Annotated in this window: 19 protein-coding genes and 1 tRNA gene; all 20 read right to left on the bottom strand. The window is 69.1% G+C overall.

The features are described 5' to 3' along the window. Positions 1-81: 81 nt before the first annotated feature. Entirely contained in the window at positions 82-1,491 is a 1,410-nt protein-coding gene (locus R3E10_00100) for a cytochrome c3 family protein (protein MEZ4414133.1), read from the bottom strand. Between the two features lie 386 nt (positions 1,492-1,877). Further along, complete coding sequence (locus R3E10_00095; GenBank protein ID MEZ4414132.1) at positions 1,878-3,074, bottom strand: M20/M25/M40 family metallo-hydrolase; 1,197 nt, start codon at positions 3,072-3,074, stop codon at positions 1,878-1,880. A 77-nt stretch (positions 3,075-3,151) separates the two neighbouring features. Further along, entirely contained in the window at positions 3,152-5,263 is a 2,112-nt protein-coding gene (locus R3E10_00090; protein ID MEZ4414131.1) for a sodium-translocating pyrophosphatase, read from the bottom strand. 58 nt (positions 5,264-5,321) lie between these two features. Next, entirely contained in the window at positions 5,322-5,870 is a 549-nt protein-coding gene (pth, locus tag R3E10_00085) for an aminoacyl-tRNA hydrolase (GenBank protein ID MEZ4414130.1), read from the bottom strand. Positions 5,871-5,894: 24 nt separating this feature from the next. Next, the gene (locus R3E10_00080; GenBank protein MEZ4414129.1) at positions 5,895-6,536 is read right to left on the bottom strand and encodes a 50S ribosomal protein L25/general stress protein Ctc; all 642 of its coding nucleotides are present in this window, start codon (positions 6,534-6,536) and stop codon (positions 5,895-5,897) included. A gap of 8 nt (positions 6,537-6,544) precedes the next feature. Continuing rightward, entirely contained in the window at positions 6,545-7,516 is a 972-nt protein-coding gene (locus R3E10_00075) for a ribose-phosphate pyrophosphokinase (protein ID MEZ4414128.1), read from the bottom strand. Positions 7,517-7,610: 94 nt separating this feature from the next. Continuing rightward, positions 7,611-9,365, bottom strand: a complete 1,755-nt coding sequence (locus R3E10_00070) for a hypothetical protein (GenBank protein MEZ4414127.1) — start codon at positions 9,363-9,365, stop codon at positions 7,611-7,613. Positions 9,366-9,395: 30 nt separating this feature from the next. After that, positions 9,396-10,316 carry a creatininase family protein gene (locus tag R3E10_00065; GenBank protein MEZ4414126.1) on the bottom strand — a complete coding sequence of 307 codons (921 nt, stop codon included), beginning with the start codon at positions 10,314-10,316 and terminating at the stop codon, positions 9,396-9,398. 133 nt (positions 10,317-10,449) lie between these two features. Then, positions 10,450-10,520: transfer RNA gene (locus R3E10_00060), tRNA-Gln, on the bottom strand. Positions 10,521-10,574: 54 nt separating this feature from the next. Then, the gene (gene ispE / locus R3E10_00055) at positions 10,575-11,474 is read right to left on the bottom strand and encodes a 4-(cytidine 5'-diphospho)-2-C-methyl-D-erythritol kinase (GenBank protein MEZ4414125.1); all 900 of its coding nucleotides are present in this window, start codon (positions 11,472-11,474) and stop codon (positions 10,575-10,577) included. Next, the gene (locus R3E10_00050) at positions 11,471-12,499 is read right to left on the bottom strand and encodes a lysylphosphatidylglycerol synthase transmembrane domain-containing protein (protein ID MEZ4414124.1); all 1,029 of its coding nucleotides are present in this window, start codon (positions 12,497-12,499) and stop codon (positions 11,471-11,473) included. Before R3E10_00050 ends, ispE begins: the two co-directional genes overlap by 4 nt. Next, the gene (locus tag R3E10_00045; GenBank protein ID MEZ4414123.1) at positions 12,496-13,224 is read right to left on the bottom strand and encodes a pyridoxine 5'-phosphate synthase; all 729 of its coding nucleotides are present in this window, start codon (positions 13,222-13,224) and stop codon (positions 12,496-12,498) included. Before R3E10_00045 ends, R3E10_00050 begins: the two co-directional genes overlap by 4 nt. 184 nt (positions 13,225-13,408) lie before the next feature. Beyond that, a complete protein-coding gene (gene hflX / locus R3E10_00040) occupies positions 13,409-14,665 on the bottom strand; it encodes a GTPase HflX (GenBank protein ID MEZ4414122.1) in 1,257 nt (418 codons plus the stop codon). 145 nt (positions 14,666-14,810) lie between these two features. Further along, positions 14,811-16,181 (bottom strand): replication-associated recombination protein A, encoded by a 1,371-nt coding sequence (locus tag R3E10_00035; protein ID MEZ4414121.1) that lies wholly within the window; start codon positions 16,179-16,181, stop codon positions 14,811-14,813. Further along, complete coding sequence (locus tag R3E10_00030) at positions 16,178-17,473, bottom strand: tRNA cytidylyltransferase (protein MEZ4414120.1); 1,296 nt, start codon at positions 17,471-17,473, stop codon at positions 16,178-16,180. Before R3E10_00030 ends, R3E10_00035 begins: the two co-directional genes overlap by 4 nt. Positions 17,474-17,487: 14 nt before the next feature. Further along, positions 17,488-18,243 carry an SDR family NAD(P)-dependent oxidoreductase gene (locus R3E10_00025; protein ID MEZ4414119.1) on the bottom strand — a complete coding sequence of 252 codons (756 nt, stop codon included), beginning with the start codon at positions 18,241-18,243 and terminating at the stop codon, positions 17,488-17,490. A gap of 4 nt (positions 18,244-18,247) precedes the next feature. Further along, a complete protein-coding gene (locus R3E10_00020) occupies positions 18,248-19,066 on the bottom strand; it encodes a CpsB/CapC family capsule biosynthesis tyrosine phosphatase (protein ID MEZ4414118.1) in 819 nt (272 codons plus the stop codon). Then, entirely contained in the window at positions 19,067-19,342 is a 276-nt protein-coding gene (locus R3E10_00015; GenBank protein MEZ4414117.1) for a hypothetical protein, read from the bottom strand. Then, positions 19,339-21,993 (bottom strand): alanine--tRNA ligase, encoded by a 2,655-nt coding sequence (alaS, locus tag R3E10_00010; GenBank protein ID MEZ4414116.1) that lies wholly within the window; start codon positions 21,991-21,993, stop codon positions 19,339-19,341. The genes R3E10_00015 and alaS overlap by 4 nt, the downstream gene beginning before the upstream one ends. Before the next feature lie 161 nt (positions 21,994-22,154). Beyond that, a partial coding sequence (gene recA, locus R3E10_00005; GenBank protein ID MEZ4414115.1) for a recombinase RecA occupies positions 22,155-23,154 on the bottom strand: 1,000 nt, incomplete at its 5' end.

The following is a 23,154-nucleotide window of genomic DNA, read 5'->3' as shown; positions in this document are numbered from 1 at the left end:
CAGCAGAGACGGTGGGCCCGGAGGCCCACCGTCGTCAACTCAGCGTGACGGTTCACGTGAGCAGGTGTCAACGGAGCACACCTACTGCATGCCGAGGATGTTCTCCAGCGTGATGTCCGCGGACGGCACCAGCCCGTAGTCGGTCTGGAGCTGCCGGATGCTGGCGGTGAGGAGCGCCTCGACCAGGAACGGATTGTGGATGGCCGAACCACGGAACTCCTCCGCTAGTTGCGCGTTGAAGCGCGCCCCTTCGGCGGTGGTGATCAGGTCGTCGTTGGTCACCAACTCGCTCGCGGGTGCCTGGGCGACCAGATCCAGGACCTCCTCGGCCAGGTCCAGCAAGCGTTGCCGGGAGATGGCCACCAGATTGCGAGCGACGTCCGGCGTGCCGTGGCAGGTACCCGACGAGCAGGCGCTGAAGTCCCGCTCCGTCTCGGCACAGTCGTCATCCGTGGTCGGGATGCCCTGGGCATCCAGACATGGGATGGCCTTGAACAAATGGCCCTTGGAGCTGAACACGTGCCCGCCCGTGGCCGGATCCGTGACCTCGATGGCCTGGACGTGACAACCGGCGCAGAGCTCGGGGTTCCTCGACGTTCCATGCGATCCGACGATCTGCGCCGTCGGAGCCTGGAAGTTGGGCGGCCGCCAGCCCACGCCCTCGCCGACCAGGAGGGGCCCCTGCGGGGAATGCGGCCCACGCGTCGACGTGTGATCGGGCTCGCTGCGCCGTTGGTGGCACTTCATGCACAGGTTGACTTCGATGTCCGGCACGTCGATCGGGAAGCGGAGCTGGTGCTCGTTGGTCGCGTCGTGCGGATCGTGGCAGACCGCGCACACGATCGGGATCACGTCGGTGCTGTTCTTCTCGATGTAGTCGGCCTTGACACCCCAGGCGGCGAGGGCTCCGCGTGCCTCATGGCACGTGGTGCAGCCTTCGCGCGTCGATGCGGAGTTGCTGGTGTTGGCGTGTCGAGATTGCTCCCACTGATCCACGAAGGGGTGGTGGGCGCCGGAGTGGCACTCGCCGCAGGAGTTCGCGACGCCGGTTCCAACCACGATCGACGCATAGGGCTGCGTCGCGTCCGGGTTGGTCACGTGCTCCAACCCCGGACCATGGCAGGCTTCGCACTGGACGTCGTGGTAGCGCGACTCACCCGTAGCCGCGAAGCCCACGCTCCCGTCGGTGGCGTTCCCGTTCGGGCCGACGGTGTGGCACCCCTCGCAGAACGCCTGCGCGCTGCCGCTCTCTTGCAAGGTCTCCCAAGCGCCGGCGTGGTGCGTCTGCTTCCACTCGGCATACTGGCCGACGTGGCAGTTCCCGCACACGGGGAGCTTCGCGTCTTCGTCGCTATAGCCGAGGAAGCCGGCCGCCGCCGCAGCTGGATCCTCATACAGCGGGAAGGGAACGAAGACCTCCTTGGTCTCGGTGCAACCGGCCAGAGCGCGCGCCATCAGAGCTCCGACCAGGACGTACGCTGCTCGTCTCATTGCGATGCCTCCCTGTACGACAACCCGCCCCCCGACGCCCCCCGGCGTCCGAGTCTCCAGCCTGCGGTGCGCTTCGCAGCGCGACCGCCGTCTGGCCACTGCTGACAAGTCTTTGCTGCTGCGACACATGCTGTCAAACGACCACGACGCCGGCTCCCTCCGGGGAACTGGCGCCGCGCTGCTTCTTGGACCCTGCTCGGGCTCATCGCTCGACCTTTGTGTCTTTTTTCACGTATGTAATTCTACGGAGCTTGGAATGCCTAAATAGTCTGGAATCACCCTCGGGACGTGTAGGGCCATTCCCTACATACGCGAAAGAGAAGACCGCTGCCCTGTGTACGCAGCGAGTCGGGGGGATGACCCCCCTTCCCCGCGCCCCTCCCGCCTCAGGTCGTAGCGGCTGCCTGCACGGCGGGAACGATCTCGCCGTACCGCGCGAACGCCCACCCCGCCTCCTCCAGGTCCAACCGCTCTGTGTTGGTGTGGGCATGACGCTCCTCGCCCGGGGCGAACCCGAAGCTGGGGATGCCATGCACTCCGCAGGTCCAGCCCCCATCGGTGGCGAACGTCCAGGGACGCACGGTGGCGGGACCCCTCCCACCCCGCACTCCCGCTGCCGCGGCCGCCGCGAGCACCACCGGGTGATCCGGAGCCACCAGAAAGCCCGGGGTGAACAACTGGCGGTCCCGCTCGATGCCCGTCCAGGTGACCTGACGCTCCACGGCGTTGCGCACCTCGATCCGATATCCGGCGGGCACGCTGCCGAGGTGCTTGGCGATGGCGCCCTCCAGCATCTCCACCAACGCCTCTGAGGTGGACCCTGGAAGCACGCGCCAGTCCACCACCACCACCACCTCGTCCGGGATCACGTTGCGGCTTTCCGGCCGAACTTCCACCCCCGTAGCGACCGCGCTGGCCCGGCCCAGGACCGGATCAGTCCGAGGGTCCTCCTTGAGAGCAGCCACTCCCGCCAGCACGGCCGGTAGCAGGTCGAGCGCGTTCCTCGCTCGAGCGGGCGCGGACGCGTGACCAGCCAGGCCATGGATGACCACCTCGAGCTCGCCCCGCCCCCGGTGACCGATGGCGATGTCTCCGTGCGTGGATTCCCCGATGATGACGGCGGCTGGGGCCACGGTGCCGCTCTTCATCAGGTGCTCCATGCCCCATCCCCCGCGCTCCTCGAGCACCGTGTGCGCAACGATGACGTCGCCGGGAGCCGACCCCGCCAGGGCGGCAGCGGCGTAGGTCTGGAGGGCAAGCGGCCCCTTGATGTCCATGGCGCCACGGCCGTGCAGGCAGCCGCCCGTGATCTCCGCGGCGTAGGGCGGATGCTCCCACTGCGCCGGGTCCCCGGGCGCCACGATGTCGAGGTGACAGGACAACATGACGGGGGGCGCCTCCCCGCGCCCCCGCGCCACACCGATCACGTTGCCGACCTCGTCGGTGCGCACGTCCTCGAAACCCAACGCCAGCATCTCCTCGCGGAGGCGCTCAGCGACGCCACCTTCCTGCCCGGGCAGAGAGGGGATGCGAATGAGGTCCTGTGCGAAGGCGATCGCGTTCTCGAAGGTAGGCTCACGCATGGGTCACTCCGGAGGGAAAAGAAGCGGGCGGCCGGCCCCCGCTATGGGTTCCGGCCGCCCGTGGGGTTCGACAAGGGTCAGGCGAGGAAGGAGCGCACCGCCTCCATCAACCACGACATCCCGTCCCCGTCGGCATGCAAGCGCACGAGCCAGGGCGCCAGCACCAGGGACACCACGCTCATGAGCTTGATCAGGATGTTCAGCGAGGGGCCGGACGTGTCCTTGAAGGGGTCCCCGACGGTGTCGCCGACGACGGCCGACTTGTGCGCAGCCGAGCCCTTGCCGCCATGGGCACCGCCTTCGATGTACTTCTTGGCGTTGTCCCAGGCGCCACCGGCGTTGGCCATGAACAGGGCCATCAGCACGCCCGTCACGGTCGCTCCGGCCAGGAGGCCGCCCAGCGCCTCCACACCGATGAACGCGCCCACCAGCACCGGCGCGGCCACGGCGGTGATCCCGGGCAGGATCATCTCGCGCAACGCAGCCTGGGTGGAGATGTCCACGCAGCGTGCCGAATCCGGCTTGGCGGTGCCCTCCATCAAGCCCTTGATCTCGCGGAACTGGCGGCGGACCTCCTCCACCATGGCGGCTGCCGAGCGGCCCACGGCCGTCATGGTCATGGCCGCGACCAGGAACGGCAGCATGCCACCGATGAAGAGTCCGATGACCACCATCGGGTTGACGACGGAAATGCCGGACTCCGTCAAACCCACGCTGGTCGCGTAGGCACTGAACAGGGCCAGTGCCGTCAGTGCCGCCGAGCCGATGGCGAATCCCTTGCCGATGGCCGCCGTCGTGTTTCCGATGGCATCGAGCGAATCCGTGATCGCACGCGTCTCCGGGCCCAGCTGGCTCATCTCGCTGATGCCACCGGCGTTGTCGGCAATGGGGCCATAGGCGTCGACCGACATGGTCACGCCCACCGTGGCCAGCATGCCCACGGCGGCGATCCCGATGCCATACAGTCCAGCGGTCGAGAAGGCGATGAAGATCGCGACACAGATCAACAGCAACGGGATCGCCGTCGACTCCATGCCCACGGCGAGGCCGGTGATGATGTTGGTGGCGGCGCCCGTCTCGCTGGCGTCCGCGATCTTCCGGATCGGACCCGCCGCGGTGTAGTACTCGGTGACGAGGCCGATCAGGATCCCGACAATGGTTCCTGAGAGCAACGCCCAGAACGGTCCGATGGCAGAGAAGGTCGTGCCGGTGAGGACGCCGACGATCCGTACATCCATCGCCCGGATGATGAAGAACATGAGGACCAGGAAGAGCGCCGCCGCCAACATGGGCGCGTTGCGCAGGGCCGCCGCGGGGCTGGAGCGCTCCAGCAGCCGCATGGCCCCGATCCCCAGCAGGGAGCAGAACAGCCCCACCATGATCGTCAGGATGGGCAGCGCGACGGCGCCGGCTCCACTACCCGCCGCGGCCGCTGTCGCTCCGATGGCGACGGTGGCGACCACCGAGCCGACGTAGGACTCGAAGATGTCTGCACCCATCCCGGCCACGTCACCGACGTTGTCGCCGACGTTGTCGGCGATGGTCGCCGGATTGCGCGGGTCGTCTTCAGGAATGCCCGCTTCGACCTTCCCTACCAGATCGGCGCCGACGTCGGCCGCCTTGGTGTAGATCCCGCCGCCCACGCGAGCGAAGAGCGCGATGGAGCTCGCGCCCATGGCGAAGCCGGAGATCACCTCGGCGAAGTGCGCCAGCATGCCGTCTCCACCGCGGGAGACGTAGGCGAAGTAGAAGCCGCCGATTCCGAGCAGGCCCAGGGCCGCGACGGAGAGCCCCATGACGGCACCGCCGAAGAAGGCGATCCGCAGCGCCTTGCCGGTACCTCCCTCCTTGGCCGCCGCCGAAGTCCGCACGTTGGCGCGGGTTGCGGCCTTCATGCCGAAGAACCCGGCGAAGATGGAGCACAGCGCTCCCGCCACGTACGCCAACGCGGTCTCCCGTCCGATCGCGGCGAAGAGCAGGCCCGCCACCACGATGACAAAGACCGCCAGCACGCGGTACTCGCGCCCGAGGAACGCCATGGCCCCGTCGTGGATCTGATCCGACAGCTCGATCATCCCTTCGGTGCCGGGCGACTGACGCTTCACGTAGTTGTAGATGACCAGGGCTACCAGCAGGCCGACCACGCCCACCGCCCAGGCCCACCCCGTCATGCTCACGATGTCGCTCATGCTCGGGTTCTCGTTCCTTTTCTCTCGGGTTCACGGCCCCGGCGGGGCGCCTTGCATCTCACGCGTTGATACGGTTCATGGCGGCGTCGAGGCCGCGGTCCATCCACAATCGGACGCCTTCGACCACGTCCGGCAAGCGATCGATCACCTTCGCTTCGTCCTCGGGCTCCAGAGGAGCGAGCACCCAGTCGGAGAGGCCGCCACTGGCCGGCTTCGGGCCTACACCGATGCGCAGTCGCGCGTAGGCGTTCGTCCCCAGGGCACCCTCGATGGACTCCAGTCCCTTGTGTCCCCCGGCCCCGCCCCGCCCCCGCAGTCGCAAACGTCCGGCGTCGAGATACACGTCGTCGACGACCACCATCAGGTGCGTGTGCGGGTCGATCGATCCGAGGACCTCACCCAACACCTGCCCACTGCGATTCATGTAGGTCTGGGGCTTCACCAGGCGGACCGGATGACGCGCCACCCGGCCCTCGGCGACCAGACACTTCCCCACGCGCTCGAACGGACCCAGGTCCCAGTCGACCGCCATCCGATCCAGGGCCCACCACCCGACGTTGTGTCGGGTGTCGTCGTACTCGGGCCCGGGGTTGCCGAGACCCAGCACGACCCGCCTGCCCCGCCCGATCGCCTACGACTCCTTGGGCTTCGCGCCGGTGACCTCAGGCTCGGCGGCGCCCTCACCCTCGGCGGCGGCAGACTCCGCCCCCTTGGGCAGCACCACGATGCAGAGGGTGCGGTCCGCTTCGGTCTGGATCTCCACGCCGGCGGGAGCCGTCACGTCCGAGACGTGCAGGGCGTCCCCGATGTCCAGCTTCGAGACGTCGACCACCAGGTGATCGGGGATCGCAGAGGGAATGCAGCGCACGTCCAGGTCGTGCACGTGCTGCTCCAGCATTCCGCCGCTCAGGCGCACGCCCACGGGCGTGCCCTCGAAGTGCAGCGGCACCTGCACGTGCACGGCGACGCCACGCTGGATGCGGTAGAAGTCCACGTGCACCAAGGACGACTTGAAGGGATGCACCTGGACCTCGCGCACCAGCGTGTCGACGGCCTCCTTCTCCCCTTCGATCTCGAGCGAGACGATCGTGTTCTCGACGGAGATCCTCTCGAAGAGCTGCCGTGCCTCGTGCGCATCGATGCTGAGGGACGCGGGCTCCTGATCGGCGCCGTAGATCACGGCCGGAACCCGCCCTTCCGCGCGGAGCTTCCGCGCGACACCCTTGCCGCCCTCATCGCGCCGCTGGGCCTTCAACTGTGTAGCCTGAGACATGTCGTCCTCTACGCAGGTTTCATGTCGGTGGAGCCGAAAAGCTGGCTCACCGACTCGTTCTTGTGGATGTACTCGATCGCTTGAGCGAGCAGCGTTGCGACCGAAAGGACCTTCAACGAAGAGAAGCGCCGCTCCTCGGGGAGATGGATCGTATTGGTGACGACCAACTCCTCGAGCGGAGCCGCGGACAGCTTGTCCCGTGCGCTTCCGGACAGCAGCGCGTGCGTGGCGCACGCAAAGACACGGGCCGCGCCCCGTTCCTTCAAGGCGTGGACCGCCGAGGCAATGGTGCCTCCCGTATCGATCATGTCGTCGGCCAGGATGCAGGAGCACCCGTCCACGTCTCCGACGATGTTGAGCACCTCGGAGACGTTGGGCGCCGGGCGGCGCTTGTCGACGATCGCCAGTCCCGCGTCCAGCCGCTTGGCGAATCCGCGCGCCATCTTGGCTGAGCCCACGTCCGGGGCCACGACGACCACGTTGTCGAGCTTCTTCTCGAGGAAGTAGCTGACCAGCACCGGAGCGGCGTAGAGGTGGTCCACCGGGAGATCGAAGAAGCCCTGGATCTGATGCTGGTGGAAGTCGATGCCCAGCACGCGATCCGCGCCCGCGGCCGTGATGAGGTTGGCCACCAGCTTGGCGCCGATCGCGACGCGCGGCTGGTCCTTGCGATCCTGGCGCCCGTAGCCGTAGTAGGGCAGCACCGCCGTGATGCGCGCTGCGGAGGCGCGTTTGGCCGCGTCGATCAGGAGCAGCAGCTCCATCAGGTTCTCTGCGGGCGGGACCGTGGGCTGGACGATGAAGACGTCACGCCCGCGGGCGTTCCGGTCGATCCGGACGAAGATCTCGCCGTCGGAGAAATTCCGGATGGTCGCCCCCAGCGGAGACGTGCCGAGCAGCGCTCCGATCTCCTCCGCGAGGGGGAGGTTGGCCCGCCCCGAAAGCAGAAGAAGGGGGCCCCTCTGAAAGGTGTCGTCCATCCGTGGGCTGGCCGGGTTCCAGGCTCCGAGTCAACAGCCCACTATGGTAGAGAAGGCCCCAAATGGCGTCAACTCTGGGCGTTCGCCAACTGCCTCAGGTGCCGGGGGCGTGCGCCAGGGCCGCCTCTCCGAGGACCCGCAGCTCCTGGGCGGCTGTCAGTACCGATCGTCCCGGGAAACTCACCTCCAGGGTCAGCCGATAGGCGCCTTCCTCCAGGTCGGGCAACACCAGGTCCACCGCGCGGAAGCGGGGTTCGGGAGAAGGGTCGTCCACCTCGGACCAGGCCAGGACCACCGGGCGCTCCGGATCGAGCAGGCCCGCCCACTCCCCCGCCCTCCGGAACAGCCCCCGCTCGAGCGGCTCGAGCAGCACCCGGTACCCGACCTCCTGCCCCCCTCCACCGAGCCGGTAGAGCTCCCAGGCCAGGGCGAGCCGCTCGCCCGAGTGGACGATGCGCCCCGCATGGGCCCTGCGAATGGCGTCGCCCAAGGTGGCAGGCAGGCGGTCGCCCCCGTCCACCAACAGGAGATCGGACAACGCGGCCACGTCGGCCGGGACGGGTTCGAAGCGGGCCCCATAGCGCGTGCGCCGCGCCCGCCCGCTCTCCCGGTCGATCCACTCGGCGCTCAGCATCCAATCGCCCCAGGGAAGGCGCTCGCTGAAGACGGCGCCCGAGCGGGGACCGCCCACCCAGCGGCGCGAATCGAGGCCGACGGCCACCAATCCACGGTCCCCGGGCAGGTCGACGGAGTCCGGCGCGGCCACCAGGAGGACGCCGTCTTCGCGACGGAACGCCGCGAACTGGGCCACCATCGGCTCGATGCCCCGCGCATAGACCGGTGCGTAGGCGGTGTGAGGCCGTTCCCGCTCCAGCGCCCAGTCGTCGGGGCCCGTCTCGAGCGGCCGCTCCAGGACGGCCACGGGGGGCGCGTATTCCCGGCTCTTGGGCGGATGGTGGCCCACCACCCGCTCCTCCCCCATGCGCCCCGCGCGCCAGACGTCCCGCCCCCAGGACACCTCCCAGCCGTAACGCACAAGTAGCTCTTCCAGGTCGAAGCCCCAGGAAAGGCCATACGGGTTCTTGGCCCGCTCGCGGATGCGCGCCGCGGTGAGGCGGGCGTAGTGGGCGCTCCGGCGGTCGTTGCCCGGAATCAGCCAGGAGGGGTCGGCCAGCAGCCAGAACCGCTCCAGAGCCTGAGCGCGGTCCGGTTGATCCTCGAGCCAGCGCAGCCGCTCGCGCCCGAGCACCGGCTCGATCGCCTCCGACCACTCCTCACGCCGCTCGGCGGGCATCGTCGCCAACGCCTCGTCGAACGCTCGCTCCGCCACCTCGAAGCGCTCGGCACCGTGCGCCGCCAGACCCCGTAGCGCGGCACACCACCAGGGCTCCCCGGCACAGTCCCTCGCGACTCGCAGCGCCTCGTCCGCCCGCCCGGCCTCCAGCGCGTACCAGACGCGTTGCCCGACGACCCAATCGTCTCGGGGAATGCGGGCAGCGATCCCGGACAGCTCCCTTAGGAAGGCGTCGCGGGCCTCGGTGATCTCGGGCTCCTCCGGAGGGGGGTCCCGGTCGTCGTCCCCGTCATGGCTCATGCAGATGCGACCGATGACCTCGTCACAGCCGCCACTGCCCACCATCTCCCGCGGGAGCCGGCGCACACGCAAGCGCTCGAAGCGTGACTGGGCGTTCCGGGCTCGGGAATGGAGCTCGGCGGAGTCGGGCGGGAGCGCCTGGCCGGAAGCGCCGGGGAGACCGCACAGGATCAAAGCCCCGAAGAGCAGGCCCGAGCACAGGGGACGGAGCAGGCCCCTACCCGGAGTGGATGCGTCGGCCGGCCGGAATCCCATGTCGCAACATACGCCGGCGGGGCTCGGCGTCTACCGCATCTGTTCCGCGCGCACCCGCTCGATGGCACGGGCGGTCACATCGGCGCGGAACTGGGCGAGCTTTCTTCCGATGGCCAGCGCCTCGGGCTCGTCGATGTAGAGACTGTTGATGTGGTCCAGCCCGACCTTCTGGCGCTGGGGCAAGCGGACGTGCGCCGGGCTGTCGTTCATGATCAGGGAGGTGATGTAGTAGTCGTCGTGGTAGCCGTCCAGGTCCTTGTTCAGCTCCACCTTCCCCAGCACCTCGTTCTGGTAGCGCAGCACGTCGCCGTAGTTGTAGTACTCGCGGATGTGCGCCACCAACACGTCCTGGCCCGTCCACGCCTGGGCGAGCTCCTCAGCCACGCTTTGCAGCATGCGCTGGTTGCTGCCGCTGTCGCCCAGGAAGAAGATCTCCTTGAAGCCCTGCGCCTTGAGGCTGGTGGCCATGTCCTTGAGCATGGCCTTCAGGGTCTCGGGCGAGAGCACCAGCCGGCCCGGGATGTCGGTCTCCTCCGGATTCCCCTCGTCCAGCATCACGATGGGCGCCACCAGCGTCTTCCCCAACGTGCGCGCGATCCGGTCTCCGGTGACCTTGAGCACGTGGTTGTGCTTGCCGGTCGTCAGGTAGGGGCCGTTGGACTCCATGGTGCCGTTCAGGATGAGCGCCGTGGTATAGCCGTATTCACGCACCAGGTCGCGCATCTCCAGGATGGTCAGCTCCGACATCCACACGTTGTCCGGCATCGCGACCGGCCGGACCATGTCGTAGGAGAAGGGGGCCGGCACCCGCTGATCGGCGGGGCGCACCACGTCGGGTGGCGCGGACCTTCCTCCGGTGACAGGGCGCTGGGCCAGGGCCACGTCGGGTCCTGTCAGGGCGAATACGAGCGCCAACCCGAGAGCCAGGCAGAAGGTGGTGCGTGTGATCATGGGTGCCCCGCGGTGTCGAAAGGCCTGGGTCCGGGAGCTGCCGTCACCCGCTCGGGTGCCTACCCGTGACCGCGCGAGTGGCCACAATCCCGCGGGTCGGAGGGTTCCGTCAAGAGAGCCGGGGAGGCGGAGATTGGCCCGGGTGGATTCGAACCACCACTACCGGTTCCAAAGACCGGTGTCCTGCCATTAGACGACGGGCCAGCACCGAAGAGCCGGAATCGTAACGGAAGCCCGGCGTGCGGCTCAACCGCGCGCTCAGTCCGCGAGCGAGGGCCGGGGCCACTCCGTCAGGCTCTCCGCCCGCAGCACGCGCACCGTGGGGTCCAGCGCCGCCAGCGCTCGGGCCGCCGCGTCCGCGGCCGCGCCCGTCTCGAACACCCCGAAGTGCGCAGCGCCGCTCCCCGTCATGCCCGAGAGCAGGGCCCCGCTCTGCTCGAAGGCTCGGCCCAGGGCAGCGAGATCCGGGCGAGACGGGTAGAGCGCGGCCTCGAAGTCGTTCTCCCGGTTCCGGGCCAGCGCCTCCCAGCGCTCCAGGTCCTGGAGCGTGAGGGCCGCGGGCTCCGCCGAGCGATGCTCCGACAGCGACCCCAGCAGCCCATAGGCCTCTACGGTCGAGACGCCCCGCACGGGAACGGCGATCACCACCGGGTTGGGGGGTGGTGGCTCCAGGCTGAGCGAGCGCGTGCCGCGGCCCCAGGCCCAGGCCCAGGGCGAGGCGCTCAGGAAGAACGGCACGTCGGAACCCAGCTCGGCCGCCAACCTCCGCAGCTCGGTGGCGCGCAGGGCGTCTGGATAGAGTGCCGCCAGCACCCGCAGCGTGGCCGCCGCGTCCGACGATCCGCCTCCCAGACCCGCAGCCACCGGGATGCGCTTCGACAGGCGGATCTCCAGTCCCCCGACCTCCTCGCGGCAGCGCCCCCGGAACCCCTGGGCCGCGCGGGTGACCAGGTTCTCGCCGCCCAGCGCACCTCCAACGTCGCCCTCGACCACCAGTCGGACTTCATCGCCATCCACTTCGCTCACCTCGACCTGGTCACAGAGGTCGACTGCGACCAGCAGCGTCTCGATCTGATGGTATCCGCTGGTTTCCCGCGCGAGCACCCGTAGGACCGGGTTGAGCTTCGCCGGAGCGGCGAGCCTTCCCTTCCGCGTCACACGGCCGGCTCAGGCTGCGGTGCTTCGGCGGGCGCCTCCACCTGGGTCACGTGGATGCCGAGTCGCCAGGCGTAGTAGAGGCCCAGCGCGGTGATGGGCAGGAAACCCGCCAGATGATACCCGGTGGCGAAGGCCAGGGCCTGGGCTTCTGGAACCCCGTAGGCGTCCACCAACGCCACCTTGGCGGCCGCATGCCAGGTGCCGAAGAAGCCGGGGGCCGACGGCACTGCCGCACCGAACGCCACCATGGACTGCGTGAAGAGCGCCGCGCCATACCCGACGTCGATGTGGAAAGCACGCAGGCCCAGCAGAAACGAGATCCCGTACCAGGACCAGTGCAGCAGGCTGAGCGCCAGCGCACCCGCGAACAGCCGCACGTCCCGGAGCACCGACAGCCCGTTCAGGAAGTGGTCGGTCATGGCGGCCAGCGTGTGCGCCCCCTTCTCCGGCAGCACCCGCCCCACCTGACGTACCCCCCAACGCGCCAGACCAGGGACCAGCACCAGCGTGGCAATGATCACCAGGAGCGCGCCCAACGTGATGACGACTCCCCGTACGAAGCCGGCCAGGGGCTGGCCGAACACGACGACGCCGGTCGGGAAGCTCGGAAGCGCCACCGCCACAACCAGCAGCGCCACCACGGCGATGCCGTCCAGGAAGCGCGCCACCACCAACGAACCGAACGCCCCGGAGACGGACACCGGCTCCACGCGCGCCAACGCGTAGGCGCGCACGAACTCGCCGACGCGGGCCGGCAGGAGGTTGTTGGCCATGAAGCCGATGTGGGTGGTGGCCCAACGGTGATAGAACGACGTCTCGGGGCAAACCGGCCGTAGCAACAGCCGCCAGCGCCAGGCCCGCACCGCGTACGCGGAGACGGCGATGGCGGTGGCCAGGAGAAACAGCAGCAGGTTGGCGCTCCGGATCTGCGCCCAGATCTGGGCAGCGTCCTGATCGCGGAACAGCCACCACAGCAACACGCCGCTGATGGCGACGCCGACGACCGCCTTCCAATCGAGCTTCAAGAGACGCGTGCCTCACGGAGGAGCGTGCGCATCTCCCGAACGGCGCGCTCCATGCCTACGAACAATGCGCGGGAGACGATGCTGTGCCCGATGTTGAGCTCCTCGATCTCCGGGATGGCCGCCACCGGGACTACGTTCTCGTACGTCAGGCCGTGTCCAGCGTGAACGGAGAGGCCGATGGCGCGGCCTTCGTGCGCGGCGGTGACGAGGCGATCCAGTTCAGCCTCGCGACCCGCACGGGATGCATTGGCGTACTCACCGGTGTGCAGCTCGACCGCCTTGGCCTCCAGGTCCCGGGAGGCGACCAGCGCGGGGATGGTGGGATCGATGAACAGCGACGTGTGGATGCCTGCCGCGTTCAGCTTCGCCACCGCACGTCCGACCCGTTCCTGGGCCGCGATGCTCCCCAGGTCCAGACCCCCTTCGGTCGTGACCTCTTCGCGCTTCTCGGGCACCAGGGTCACCTGCAGCGGGCGGAGCTCCAGGGCCAGGTCGAGGATGGGCTCCGACGTCGCCATCTCCAGGTTCACGCAGGTGCGGACCGTTTCCATGAGCATACGGACGTCCCGGTCCTGGATGTGCCGCCGATCCTCTCGCAGGTGCACGGTGATGCCATCGGCGCCCGCCAGCTCGACGAGGACGGCAGCCCGCACGGGATCCGGCTCATCGGTGCGGCGGGCCTGCCGTACCGTGGCCACATGGTCGATGTTGACGTAGAACCTCACGGGTCTTTCCCTGCTGCTGTGGAGACCGGACGCGCGAGCCGCGCTCGCTGGGGCCGCCCGCGCTCGCATCCCCGGTGGGCCGCGACCGCCGCATCATATCACCGGGGACCGGCCGCTGGAATGGTGATGCAGCGCCCGTGCCGCCCCGAACTGGGAGTGCTCCCGGCCGAGACGTCCCCCGGCTTCAGTCGGGTACCTCGCTCGAGACCAGGTAGCCGGTGCTGCGCAAGCGTTCGACCAGCGCCTCCGGCAGGCGAGCAGTGACCCGCACCACCGGCCCCCGTGACTCCAGCCACCGCACCTCACCAGTGCGGTGCACCTCGGCGAGAAGCCCTCCGTCCGCGGCCGGGATCTCCAGCGTCACCTCGGGCTGCCGTACCCGCAACCGCGCCAGGAGCACGCTCTTGAGGGACTCGAGCCCACCCGCCTCCAAGGCCGACGTGAAGACCGCGGGCGTGGGCTCCAAGGCGTGGATGCGCTCGCGGAGCGCCGTCTCCTCAGCGTGCGTCAACTGATCCACCTTGTTGAACACCAGCACCTGAGGGCGATCGAGCTCCAGCTCGTGCAGCACCTCCCGCACGACGGCGAGCTGTTCCTCCCACTCCGGGTGGGACGCATCGACGACCAGCAGCAGCACATCCGCTTCGCGCGCCTCCTCCAGGGTGGAACGGAAGGACGCGACGAGGTTGTGCGGCAGCTTGCGGATGAACCCGACCGTGTCCGTGACCAAGGCCTTGGCGCCGGACCCAAGATCGACGGCGCGGGTGGCCGGGTCCAACGTGGCGAACAGACGGTCCTCGACGAAAACGTCGCTCCCCGACAGGGCACGCAGGAGCGAGGACTTCCCGGCGTTCGTGTAGCCCACCAGCGCGGCCCGGAACTCGCCCTGCCTGCGCTTGCGCTGGGTCTCACGCGAACGCGCCACCACCTCCAGCTTCTGCTTGAGATCGGCGATGCGCCGGCCCACCAGTCGCCGGTCCACTTCGAGCTGGGTCTCGCCGGGCCCACGGAGTCCGATGCCGCCTCGGATGCGGGACAAGTGACTCCACATGCGCGTAAGACGTGGCAGAAGGTACTCGAGTTGTGCCAGCTCCACCTGCATCTTCGCCTCTCGACTGCGCGCCCGCGTTGCGAAGATGTCCAGGATCAACTCGGAGCGATCCATGACACGCGCCTGCAGGGCTCGCTCCAGGTTCATGCCCTGGACCGGGCTCAGCTCCTCGTCGAAGATCACGAGGTCGGCGTCGGTGCTCCGCACGAGCGCAGCCAGCTCCTCGACCTTGCCCTTGCCGATGTAGTGGGAGGGCGTGGGGCTGTCCATTCGTTGGACCAGCGTCCCCACCACCTCGCCGCCTGCCGTGTCGGTGAGGCGCTCCAGCTCCGCGAGGTGCTCGTCTACCACGTGCCGGGGAGTGGCCGCCAGGGGCGCGCCCACCAGCACGGTTCGCTCGACGGGCGTGCGATTCTCGATCAGGGCTGTGGGGATGGGACCTCCAACGAGAAGAAAGGAGCCCGCCGATCGGCCCCGACGCGCAGACCGGCGTCCCGCCTGTACCCCGCCGAGGGGGAAAGGCTCTGCGGGCGGCTCAGGGCTGTTCCGGAGGGGCGCCGCGGCGGAGCTGTCCCCAGGCCTCCAGGCGCTCGCGCACGCGCGCCTCCATCCCCTGGTCGCTCGGATGGTAGAAGCGGGTGCCGTCGAGCTCGGGCGGGAGATAGCTCTGCCGCGCCACGCCGCCCGGCTCGTCGGGATCGTAGCGATAGCCCCTTCCGTACCCCAGCTCCGTCATCAGGTCGGTGGGCGCATTGCGGATGTGCAACGGAACGGGCAGACCACCGGTCTCGCGTGCCTTGGCGCGGGCCTCTCCGAAGGCGGCATAGACCGCATTGGACTTGGGCGACGTCGCCAGGAAGACCGCCGCTTCCGCCAGTGCCAGCTCTCCTTCGGGGGACCCGAGGAAGCGGTAGGCACGCTCGGCCGCGATTGCGACACTCAGGGCCTGCGGCGTGGCCAGACCCACGTCCTCGGAGGCGATGCGTACCAGTCGGCGAGCGATGTAGAGCGGATCCTCGCCACCCTCCAACATGCGCGCCAACCAATAGAGCGCGGCGTCCGGGTCGGAACCCCGCACCGACTTGTGCAGCGCCGAGATGAGATTGTAGTGCTCCTCACCGCCCTTGTCGTAGACCGCGTGTCGGTGCTGGAGCGCCTCGGTGACCGTGGCCAGATCCAGCCGCCCGTCCTGCTGGGCCGCCAGCTCGGCGGCCACCTCCAGCGCACCCAAGCCGCGGCGTGCGTCACCGTCCGCCGCTCGGGCAAGCGCCTCCAGCGCCTCGGGCGAGGCCGTCAGCCCCCGACCCCCCAACCCCCGCTCCGCGTCGGACAGCGCGTCGTCGAGGATGCCGATCACGTCGGGCACGGTCAGCGGCTCCAGCACCACCACGGGCGCACGTGACAACAGCGGCCGCACCACCTCGAAGGAAGGGTTCTCGGTGGTGGCCCCGATCAAGGTGATGGTGCCGCTCTCCACATGCGGAAGGAAGGCATCCTGTTGGCCCTTGTTGAAGCGATGGATCTCGTCACAGAACAGGATCGTGCGCTTCCCCATGCGCTCCAGGCGCTCGCGGGCGCGCGTGGTGGCGTCACGGATGCCCGCCACGCCGGCAGTCACGGCGCTCATGGGCTCGAAGGCTGCGTCGACGTAGCGAGCCAGCAACCGCGCCAACGTGGTCTTCCCACATCCGGGGGGCCCCCAGAAGATCATGCTGGTCACGCGTCCGGCCTCGATGCGCTTGCGCAGCGACCCTTCCGGGCCCAGCAGCGCAGTCTGGCCGCGGAATTCGTCCAGCGTGCGCGGCCGCATGCGGGCCGCCAACGGTGCGTCCGGCTGCGGCCCCACCTCCGGTTCTTCCGGAAACGCCGGTGGCGGCGGGCGGCCGAACAAGTCGTCCTGGCTCACGCGTCCCCCGTGGTCCACTGCTCCACGCGAGCGAGGAGGCGCTCGGGTCGATTGGCGCTCGGGTCTTCGATCACCTCGGCGAGCAGCCGGTCGAGCAGCACGCCGAACTCGGGGCCGGGCCTGAGGCCATGGCGGATCAGGTCGCGTCCGTCGATGGCGAGATCTCCCACGGTGAGCGGGGGTCGCCGACGGGCCTCGCCCCGCAGCGCTCGCCAGACACGCACCACCGGCGACACATCCGCGCCCACGCCGTCCTGACGCGCACGCGCTGCGGCAAGCTCCAGGCCCATCAGGGCGCGGCACTCCGCTCCGCCGCGATGCAGCCAGCGCCTCAAGGCCGGCCCGTCCGCCTCCGGCGCCGGGAATGGGATCCAGGCAGCACTCAGGTGCACGAGGCGATCCATCTGAGCGTTGGAGAACCGGAGTCGCCGCAGCAACACGGCCACGGATGCCGGGCCACCCCAGGTCGCGACGGCATGCAGCAGGGGCACCAACCGCACGGTGGGATCGCGGAGGGACAGACGATCGCTGGTCGCGAGCGCCCAGGTCCACGCATCCGGCTCCGCTTCGCTGAACGCGGACTCGATCTCGGCGAACAAGACGCCCAGGACTCCGGAGGCCCGGTAGAGGCCCAGCGCCCTGGACGGGCGCCGGTCCTGCGCCACGACCTTCGTCAGCTCCTCCCGCACGCGCTCGGCCGAGAGGTCGCGCGTCTGCTCGCGGCGTCGGACCAGGGCTTCCCAGGTAGCGGGCTCGATGCGTAGAGAAAAGCGCCCGGCGAAGCGCAGACCGCGCAGAATCCGCAGGTGGTCCTCGACCAGGCGCTGGTCGGGATCGCCCACCGCGCGGAGCACGCCTTGCTCCAGGTCGCGGAGTCCCGAGAAGGGATCGCGCACCTCGTCCCGGACCGGATGCCAGGCCAGCGCGTTCAGCGTGAAGTCCCTTCGACCCAGGTCGTCCTCGATCGAGTCGGCGAACTCGACCAGCGCGCGCCGCCCCAGCGGGACGACGTCACGGCGGAACGTGGTCACCTCGATCATGGAGCCACCCGGCGCGAGTACCCCCACCGTCCCGTGGTCCACACCCACCGGGATCGTGCGCCGGAACAGGCGCTGTACGTCCCGCGGGCGGGCGCGCGTCGCCAGGTCCCAGTCCCCACCTGGAAGCCCGAGCAAGCGATCCCGGATCGCCCCGCCCACGGCCCAGGTCTCGAAGCCGGCGCTCTCCAACGTGCGAACCACGTCGAGCACCGGACGAGGTGCCCGGAGCCCCCGGGTCGGCGCGCGCTCCATCCGCTCCGCGACGCTCAGCCGGGCAGCACGGCGCCACCGTTCACGTTGAGCACCTCCCCGGTGATATGGCGCGCCAGCGGCGAACAGAGAAACACGATCGGGCCGGCGATGTCCTCGGCCGTCGCGATGCGACCGAGCGGGATCGTGTGGCGGATCCGTTCCTCGCCACCGGCCTCCAGGGCTTGGTCGACCATCTCCGTGAGGATCCAACCGGGCGCGACGGCATTCACCGTGATGTCGCGAGGAGCGAGCTCGACACACAGGCCCTTCACCATGGAGAGGATGGCACCCTTGCTGGCGGCGTACTCGACGTGGAAGGCCTCCCCGCGCTGCCCCGCCGTCGAGCTCACCAGCACGATGCGCCCATGATCCCGCAGGCGACGCGCGGCCGCCCGCGTCGTGTAGAAGATGGAGTCGAGGTTGATCGCCAGCGTGCCACGCCAGCGTTCGCTCGTCATGTCCTGGATCGGTACATCCGCGGTTGGCCAGATCGCCGCGTTGCCCACGAAGAAATCGAGACCCTCGAACTCCCGGTCGGCCCGCTCGAAAAGGGCGTCCGCATCCGCTTCCTGCGCGAGATCCCCGGGCTCGGCCCAGGCATGTACGCCCAGCCTCTGGAGGGCGGCCACCGTCTCTTCGGCCTCTTGATGGCGGGAGCGGTAGCCGATCCCCACGGCGCAACCCGCGCGGGCGAAGAGCTCCGCGACCGCGCGCCCCACGCCTCGAGAGCCGCCCGTCACCACCGCTGTCCTGCCGGAGAGATCGATCATCGCCTCACCTGCGTCGTATGAGTCCCTTGAAACGTCGCCAGAAGCCAGGAGCCAGGATGAGCGGAGTGGCAGGCATCGGCTCCCGGTCCTCCAGGATCAAGCCCGGATTGATGCTGCTCAAGGTCTGGAAGACCTCCCCGCCGTCCGCGCGGTGCAGCAACTCCTCCGCGTCCTCCAGATACACGTTCGAGCCAGGAAGCGGGTGTAGGTCGGTGGCCAGCACGTCCACCCATCCCCGCTCCAGGAGGCGCTGGGCAACCGAACGAGCCACCGGTCCGTACTGCCCCAGGAGCGAACCGTAGCTGACCTGGACATAGGCCCCCGCCTCTTTCCAGCGGGCGACCCGGGTCAGATCCCGCTCGGCGCCCTGATAGCGCTCGACGTGGGCGATGAGCGGGCGAATCCCTTGCGTGCGGATGCGCTGCAGTGCGAGCTCGGCCGCGGGGGGCGGATTGAAGCGGGGCCACTCGACCAGCGCGTAGGAGGTCCCGGCCAGGCGGACGCGGGGATCGTCGAACCGAGTGTCGGGGTCATCCAAGGCAACCTCGTGGCCTCGCTCGAGACGCAGGGCCGGGAACTCGTCGGACGCCATCCGCGAGAGTTCCGCCCAGGCCGCGTCCACCCGATCCATCAGATCCTCGAAGCGGTCCGGATCGAGCGTGACCGACCCCGCAAGGTGGGGCGTGGTGATGATGGCGGTGACGCCTGCCTGCCGCAGACGCCGAATGCCCACGCGCGAGTCCTCGAGCGAGCGGGCACCGTCGTCGACGCCCGGGATGAGGTGATTGTGGAGGTCGACGCGACCGTCTCCTGCCTCCGCCAACTACAGACCCTCCACCAAGCGAGCGAGCACCTGCTCGAGGGCACGCTCGGGATCGGACTGCACGGTCGCTCGCTCGCAGGCACGCGTGAGCAAGGCGTCGGCCGCCAACAGCACGTAGGCCGCAGCCCGGTCCGAGCGGGACTCAACGGTCCGCAGCGCACCCACGCCGGCCGCCGCCAGACGGGCGGCCTCGGCGTCAGGCCCTACGCCGGCATCCTCCAGGGCTGCGGCCAGGCGGGAGGGGACCTCGGCGACCGCGGCCCACGACGAGGTCATCCGCCACCACCGGCGCTCTGGAGGCGCGCTCGCACGGCCGCCATTGCACCCGCGAGGGCACGCTCCAGCCCCTCTGGTCCGTCGACGCCACCTTGGGCCAGATGAGGGCGCCCGCCCCCCGAGCCTCCCCCGAGGGCCGCCAGTTCCCTGACCAGGTCTCCGGCCCGAACGCCGCGCTGTACGAGATCGTCGCTCACCGACACCATGAGCCCCACCTTTCCGTCGGTGTACTCGGTGCCCACCACCGCGACGTGCGACGTCTGCGCTCTGAGGCGGTCTCCCAGGTCACGAACCTCGTCCGCCGCGCGCGCCTTCGTGCGCATCACGACCGCCCGAGCCTGGCCGCCCCCGAAGGACAGCGCCTCGTCGGCCAGCCGCTGCTCTCCCGCTCCCCCGCCGGCGCGCAGCTCCTTCAACAGCTGTTCCAGCTCGGCGTTCTCATCCAACAGGCCCTGAACGCGTGCGAGTAGTCCCGCAGGGCGGGTCTTCAGCAGCGCCGCAGCTTCCTCGAGGCGCTCCTCCTCCTCATGGACCTGGCCCAGGGCCGCGCGCCCGGTCAGCGCCTCGATGCGACGAACGCCGGCAGCCACGCCGCTCTCGGAGACGATCTTGAACAGTCCGATCTCGCCGGTGTGGCGCACGTGAGTGCCGCCGCACAGCTCGAGGCTCACGGGCGGAACCTCCACCATGCGCACGACGTCCCCGTACTTCTCGCCGAAGAGAGCCATCGCGCCCCGCCGTTTGGCCTCGTCGAACGCGACCTCCTGCCAGCGGACCGGCCGGTCGTCCCAGATCCAACCCTGCACTCGGGCTTCGACCCTGCGGATCTGCTCGCCGCTCATGGGCGCATCGTGCGAGAAGTCGAAGCGCAGTCGTTCCGGTGCGACCAGGGAGCCGCGCTGGCGGACGTGGTCGCCGAGCACGGACCGGAGGGCCGCATGCAGCAGGTGGGTGGCCGTATGGTTGCGCTCCGTGTCGTGGCGGGCCCGGGTGTCGACCGCCGCACATGCGTGCAACCGGCCGACCTCGGCGTCGGGAAAGATCCCGTCGACCGGCCCCAGCACGGCGATGTTGCCCTGTACCTTCTGTACGTCCTGAACGAGCAGACGCCAGCCATCCCCCTCCACGGAGCCGACATCGGAGACCTGTCCGCCGCCCTCCGCGTAGAAGGGGTTCGGATCCAGGATGAGGGCGAAGCGGCCTTCGCCCAGGTCGCGGGCGTCGCGCACCAGGACGTCCGCCGATCGCGTCTCGTAGCCGACCCAGTGTTGATCCAGATCGGCCGCACTCCCCCACTCGGCGGCGATCGATTCGCCGCCAGTGGCACCCTCCTGCGCGCGCGCCTCCCGACTGCGCGTGCGCTGCGCCTCCAAAGCCCGCTCGAAACCCGCAACGTCCACGGAGTAGCCGCGCTCTTCCGCCATGACGGTGGTCAGGTCCAGCGGGAACCCGAACGTGTCGTAGAGCTTGAAGACCTCGTCGCCGGGAATGACGCCGGCACCGCCCACGGGCGCGATCTCCTCGAAGCGGTCGAGTCCTCCGGCGATGGTGGCGAGAAAGCGTTCCTCCTCCACACGGGTCGCGCGCAGGATCTGGGGCGCATGCGCCGCCAGGTCCGGGTAGGCGGTCTTCATCTCCTCGATGACCTGCTCCACAACCTCGACCAGGGTGGGCTCCCGGCGCCCCAGCAACCAGGCGTGGCGAACGCCGCGCCGGAGGATGCGCCGCAGCACGTAGCCGCGGCCCTCGTTGGAAGGGAGCACGCCATCGCTGAGCAGGAACGCAACCGCTCGCGCGTGGTCGGCGAGCACGCGGAAGCTGACCCCCTCCGCAGTGTTGGGCTCATAGGGGCGACCCACGACGGCGGCCACTCGCTCCAGAAGTGGACGGAAGAGGTCGGTGTGGTAGTTGGAGTCGGCTCGCTGCAGCACCGCGGCCACGCGTTCGAGGCCGGCGCCCGTATCGATGGAGGGCGCGGGCAACGGCTCCAGATGTCCGGTGTCGTCCCGATCGAACTGCATGAAGACGAGATTCCAGAGCTCGATGATGTCGCCCCGCTCGCTCAGCCGCTCGAATGTGGCCGTATCCAGCGCTCCGGAGCGCTCCTCGGCGGGGCGCTGATCGTAGAGGAGCTCCGAGCAGGGACCACAGGGGCCCGTGTCGGCCATCTGCCAGAAGTTGTCTTTGTCCCCCAAGCGGAAAATGCGCGCGGGCGGCAGCCCGGCGATCTCCTCCCACAGGGCGGCCGCCTCGTCGTCGCTGTGGTGAACCGTGGCGTACATGCGCTCGGGATCGAGACCGAACTCGATGGTGAGCAGCTCCCAGGCGTACGCGATCGCGTCGCGCTTGAAGTAGTCTCCGAACGAGAAGTTGCCCAACATCTCGAAGAAGGTGTGGTGGCGGGCCGTCTTCCCCACTTCCTCCAGATCGTTGTGCTTGCCTCCGGCCCGCACGCACTTCTGCGACGTGACCGCGCGGCGGTAGGGCACCCGCTCCTGGCCCAGGAAGACGCCCTTGAACTGGACCATGCCCGCGTTGGTGAACAACAACGTGGGGTCGTCGGCCGGTACCAGGGGCGAACTGGCCACGACTTCGTGCCCGCGGGCACGGAAGTACTCGAGAAAACGCGAGCGGATTTCAGCGGCCTTCATGGTGGACGTCGGTCAGCGCGCAATGGGATGATGGGGGGCTGGCCGGCGGCCGCCCCCGCCTGAACCCGAGAACATAACGAGCCCCATGCCCTTTCCAAACCAGCGGGGCGGGGCCGCCAGCGCGGCCCCGCCCCGAGGTGTAGCGCAGGCTTTCTCTGGACTCAGGCTTCGGCCGCCATCCCGGCGGCAACCGGCTCGTCGTCGTACGAGGCAGCCATGGGGTGCAGCCCCACCGCTTCGCGGACCTTCCGGTCGATCTCCTCCGTGATGTCCGGATTGTCCTTGAGGAACTGCTTCGCGTTTTCCTTCCCCTGCCCCAGTCGCAGGTCGCCGTAGGACAGCCATGACCCGGACTTGTCCACGACGTTGGCCTCGACGCCCAGATCGATCAGGAGACCGAGATGGGAGACCCCCTCGTTGTAGAGGATGTCGAACTCCGCCTGTCGGAACGGGGGAGCGCACTTGTTCTTCACGACCTTCACGCGGGTGCGGTTGCCCACGACGTCCTGGCCATCCTTGATGGCTCCGATGCGGCGGATGTCCAGGCGCAACGATGCATAGAACTTGAGCGCGCGGCCTCCGGAGGTGGTCTCCGGGCTACCGAACATGACGCCGACCTTCTCGCGGATCTGGTTGGTGAACATCACAGACGTATTCGACCGGTTGACGGCCCCGGTGATCTTGCGCATGGCCTGACTCATCATCCGAGCCTGCAGCCCGACATGCGTGTCCCCCATCTCGCCCTCGATCTCGGCCCGAGGCACCAGGGCAGCCACCGAGTCGATCACGATCACGTCGATGGCGTTGCTGCGGATCAGCACCTCGGCGATGTCCAGCGCCTGCTCGCCGGTATCCGGCTGGGAGACGAGGAGATTGTCGACGTCCACCCCGAGCTTCTTGGCATACTGGACATCCAACGCATGCTCCGCGTCGATGAAGGCGGCCACGCCGCCGGCCCTCTGCGCGTTGGCGATCACGTGCAGGCACAGAGTGGTCTTTCCACTGGATTCCGGACCGTAGATCTCGCTGATGCGTCCGCGAGGAACCCCACCGATCCCGATCGCCGCGTCGAGGTTCAGCGCTCCCGTGGAGATGGCCTCGATGGTCATCTGGCTGAGGTCGCTGCCCATCCGCATGATGGAGCCCTTGCCGTGGGCGCGC

This window comes from Gemmatimonadota bacterium, from assembly GCA_041390105.1.
Lineage (GTDB): Bacteria > Gemmatimonadota > Gemmatimonadetes > Longimicrobiales > Gaopeijiaceae > JAGQIF01.
This window is presented reverse-complemented; position numbering and strand designations above follow the sequence as displayed.

Coding starts and splice junctions, on each gene's coding strand:
- R3E10_00100 (MEZ4414133.1), bottom strand. CDS start 1,491: ATGAGACGAGCAGCGTACGTCCTGGTCGGAGCTCTGATGGCGCGCGCT.
- R3E10_00095 (MEZ4414132.1), bottom strand. CDS start 3,074: ATGCGTGAGCCTACCTTCGAGAACGCGATCGCCTTCGCACAGGACCTC.
- R3E10_00090 (MEZ4414131.1), bottom strand. CDS start 5,263: ATGAGCGACATCGTGAGCATGACGGGGTGGGCCTGGGCGGTGGGCGTG.
- R3E10_00080 (MEZ4414129.1), bottom strand. CDS start 6,536: ATGTCTCAGGCTACACAGTTGAAGGCCCAGCGGCGCGATGAGGGCGGC.
- R3E10_00075 (MEZ4414128.1), bottom strand. CDS start 7,516: ATGGACGACACCTTTCAGAGGGGCCCCCTTCTTCTGCTTTCGGGGCGG.
- R3E10_00070 (MEZ4414127.1), bottom strand. CDS start 9,365: ATGGGATTCCGGCCGGCCGACGCATCCACTCCGGGTAGGGGCCTGCTC.
- R3E10_00065 (MEZ4414126.1), bottom strand. CDS start 10,316: ATGATCACACGCACCACCTTCTGCCTGGCTCTCGGGTTGGCGCTCGTA.
- R3E10_00030 (MEZ4414120.1), bottom strand. CDS start 17,473: ATGGAGCGCGCGCCGACCCGGGGGCTCCGGGCACCTCGTCCGGTGCTC.
- R3E10_00025 (MEZ4414119.1), bottom strand. CDS start 18,243: ATGATCGATCTCTCCGGCAGGACAGCGGTGGTGACGGGCGGCTCTCGA.
- R3E10_00015 (MEZ4414117.1), bottom strand. CDS start 19,342: ATGACCTCGTCGTGGGCCGCGGTCGCCGAGGTCCCCTCCCGCCTGGCC.
- alaS (MEZ4414116.1), bottom strand. CDS start 21,993: ATGAAGGCCGCTGAAATCCGCTCGCGTTTTCTCGAGTACTTCCGTGCC.